Raw genomic sequence first — 2,819 nt, 5'->3', positions numbered from 1 at the left:
CTGCAGCGCCACGTCGCCGGCGAAGGCGAGCAGGCCGATGAACAGGCTCATGGTGAAGCCGATGCCGCACAGCAGCGATATGCCGATCATGTGCGTCCAGCCTGCATTGGCTGGCAGGTCGGCAAGACCGAGCCGGATGGCAAGGGCCGAGGAGCCGAACACGCCGACCAACTTGCCGACCACCAGGCCGGCGGCGACACCCAGCGTCAACGGCTCGATCAGCGCACTGACGCTGAGACCGGCGAGCGAAACGCCGGCATTGGCAAAGCCAAAGATCGGGATGACGACGAAGGCCACAATCTTGTGCAGGCCGTGCTCGAGCCGGTGCAGGGGCGAACGGTCGAGATCGTGGCCGATCCCGGCGGAACGCTCAAGCGGGATGGTCAGCGCCAGCGCCACGCCGGCGAGCGTGGCATGGACGCCGGATTTCAGAACCAGCACCCACAGGATGACGCCGAGCACGAGATAGGGAACCAGCGTCATCACCCGCATGCGGTTGAGCACGACAAGCGCGGCAATGACGGCGAAGGCAGCACCCAGATAAGCCAGCGAAAGGCCGCTGGTGTAGAAGATGGCGATGATAATGACGGCACCGAGGTCGTCGATGATGGCAAGGGCTGTGAGGAACACCTTCAGCGAAGCCGGCACGCGGCTGCCGAGCAGCGACAGCACGCCGAGCGCGAAAGCGATATCGGTGGCGGTCGGGATCGCCCAGCCGGACAGGGCGGCCGCATTGTTGCGGTTGACGGCGACATAGACGAGTGCCGGAACCAGCATGCCGCCGGCGGCGGCGATGCCGGGCAGCACGCGCCGGGGCCAGGTGGAGAGCTGGCCGTCCAGCATCTCGCGCTTGATCTCCAGTCCGACGAGCAGGAAGAACACCGCCATCAGCCCGTCATTGACCCAATGCGAGACACTGAGCGGGCCGAGATAGGCGTGGAGGGCGGAGAAATAGGTTTCGGCGAGCGGCGAATTGGCGACGATCAGGGCCAGTGCCGCCGCCACCATCAGGATGATGCCGCCGGCCGCTTCGCTATCGAGGAATTCGCGGAAGACGGAAACCGGCCGCTGCTTCAGATCCTGCATGTCGCCTCCGTTAAGCCGCCTGTTTGGCGGGCTTCATTGTCCAAGCGCTAGCGCCGCCCCTCACCTGCCTGCCGGCATCCTCTCCCCGTATAGTGACGGGGAGAGGGACGCTGTCATTTATGATTTCGCCAATCACCAACGTTACAGAAATTACGCCTAGGTGCGGCTAGCCACTTCTCCCCGTCACTATACGGGGAGAAGTGCCCGGCAGGGCGATGAGGGGCGGCGCTGACTTCGGCGATTGGGCTCTCTCCGCCGCTGGTTACAAACTTGGCCCCAAGCGACACCCTGCGATCCTAACGCGGCGCGCGCTTGGCCAGTATGCGCTGCAAGGTGCGGCGGTGCATGTTGAGCCGGCGCGCTGTCTCGGAGACGTTGCGCTCGCACATCTCATAGACGCGCTGGATATGCTCCCAACGGACGCGGTCGGCCGACATCGGGTTTTCAGGCGGCGCCGCGCGCTCGCCGGCGGTGCGGGTGAGTGCAGCGAAGATATCATCGGCGTCGGCGGGCTTGGAGAGATAATCGACCGCACCGAGCTTCACCGCGGTCACCGCGGTGGCGATGTTGCCATAGCCGGTCAGGATGATGGTGCGGGAATCCTCGCGCTTTTCGCGGATGGCCGCGACCACGTCGAGGCCGTTGCCGTCGCCGAGCCGCATGTCGACTACAGCGTAGGCGGGTGGATTGGCGCGCGCCTTGGCAACCGCCTCCTCGACGCTCTCGGCCGTCTCGACCACGAAGCCCCTGGCTTCCATGGCGCGGGCCAGACGCGTGAGGAACGGCTTGTCGTCATCGACGACAAGCAGCGAGGTGTCCTCGCCTTCAACCATTGCGCCAATATTCTCGTCGCCTGTCATAGTCTCAAAATTCCTGCTGCCTTAATTTTACGCAAATATAGTTCCTGAGCCCGATTGTCCAATTTTTAGAGGTCCTTCAAGGCTCTCAGGCGGTGTCGAACATGCTGGCCGAAGTGATTTCCGGATTGAGGAACACACCACGCGGCCACGATATCTGTACCATGGCGCCCTCGCCCAGGCCGCTGGAATTGCGGAAATCGAGCACGGCACCGGAGCGTTCGAGCAGGGTCTTGGCGATGAACAGGCCGAGGCCCAGACCGCCGCCGGTTTCATTGCCCTGGCGCGTCGACATATAGGGCTCGCCGATGCGGTCGATGATCTCGGCCGGAAAGCCGGGGCCGTCATCGATGATCGAGAAGGTGACGGTGGCCTCGTCCCAGCTCCAGTGCACGGTGACGCTTTTGCGGGCGAAATCGACGGCGTTCTCGACCAAATTGCCGAGGCCGTAGATGACGCCCGGATTGCGCCGCCCGACCGGCTCGGGGCCGATGCGTTCGCCGGGCCGAAGCTTGATCGAGATGCCGAAGTCCCGGTGCGGCGCGGTGACCTCCTCGACCAGCGAGGTCAATGGCAGCCGAGAAAGATGCGCCTCGCCCTCGGAGGACAGGCTGGTCAGCCGCTTGAGAATCTCGCGGCAGCGCTCGCTCTGCGAACGCAACAGCGTTACGTCTTCCCCATATTTCGCATCCTTGCCGAGCGCCTTTTCCATCTCCTTGGCGACAAGCGCGATGGTGGCGAGCGGCGTGCCGAGCTCATGCGCGGCCGCGGCGGCCAGCCCGTCGAGTGCCGAAAGGTGCTGCTCGCGCTGCAGCACCAGCTCCGTTGCAGCGAGCGCATTGGCCAGAAGCCGGGCTTCGGCGGCCACCCGGAAGG

At 64.6% G+C, this 2,819-nt stretch carries 3 protein-coding genes; all 3 read right to left on the bottom strand.

The genetic code is table 11. From position 1 onward, the window contains the following. On the bottom strand, window positions 1–1,086 hold a 1,086-nt coding region (gene nhaA / locus EN906_RS29570; protein ID WP_127375580.1), incomplete at its 3' end, for a Na+/H+ antiporter NhaA. A 296-nt stretch (window positions 1,087–1,382) separates the two neighbouring features. Beyond that, the gene (locus EN906_RS29560) at window positions 1,383–1,946 is read right to left on the bottom strand and encodes an ActR/PrrA/RegA family redox response regulator transcription factor (RefSeq protein ID WP_013528072.1); all 564 of its coding nucleotides are present in this window, start codon (window positions 1,944–1,946) and stop codon (window positions 1,383–1,385) included. An 85-nt stretch (window positions 1,947–2,031) separates the two neighbouring features. Then, window positions 2,032–2,819, bottom strand: a 788-nt coding sequence (locus EN906_RS29555) for an ActS/PrrB/RegB family redox-sensitive histidine kinase (RefSeq protein WP_164777448.1), incomplete at its 5' end; no start/stop codon positions are given.

The organism is Mesorhizobium sp. M7A.F.Ca.CA.004.06.1.1 (genome assembly GCF_003999135.1).
Taxonomy (GTDB): domain Bacteria; phylum Pseudomonadota; class Alphaproteobacteria; order Rhizobiales; family Rhizobiaceae; genus Mesorhizobium.
This window is presented reverse-complemented; position numbering and strand designations above follow the sequence as displayed.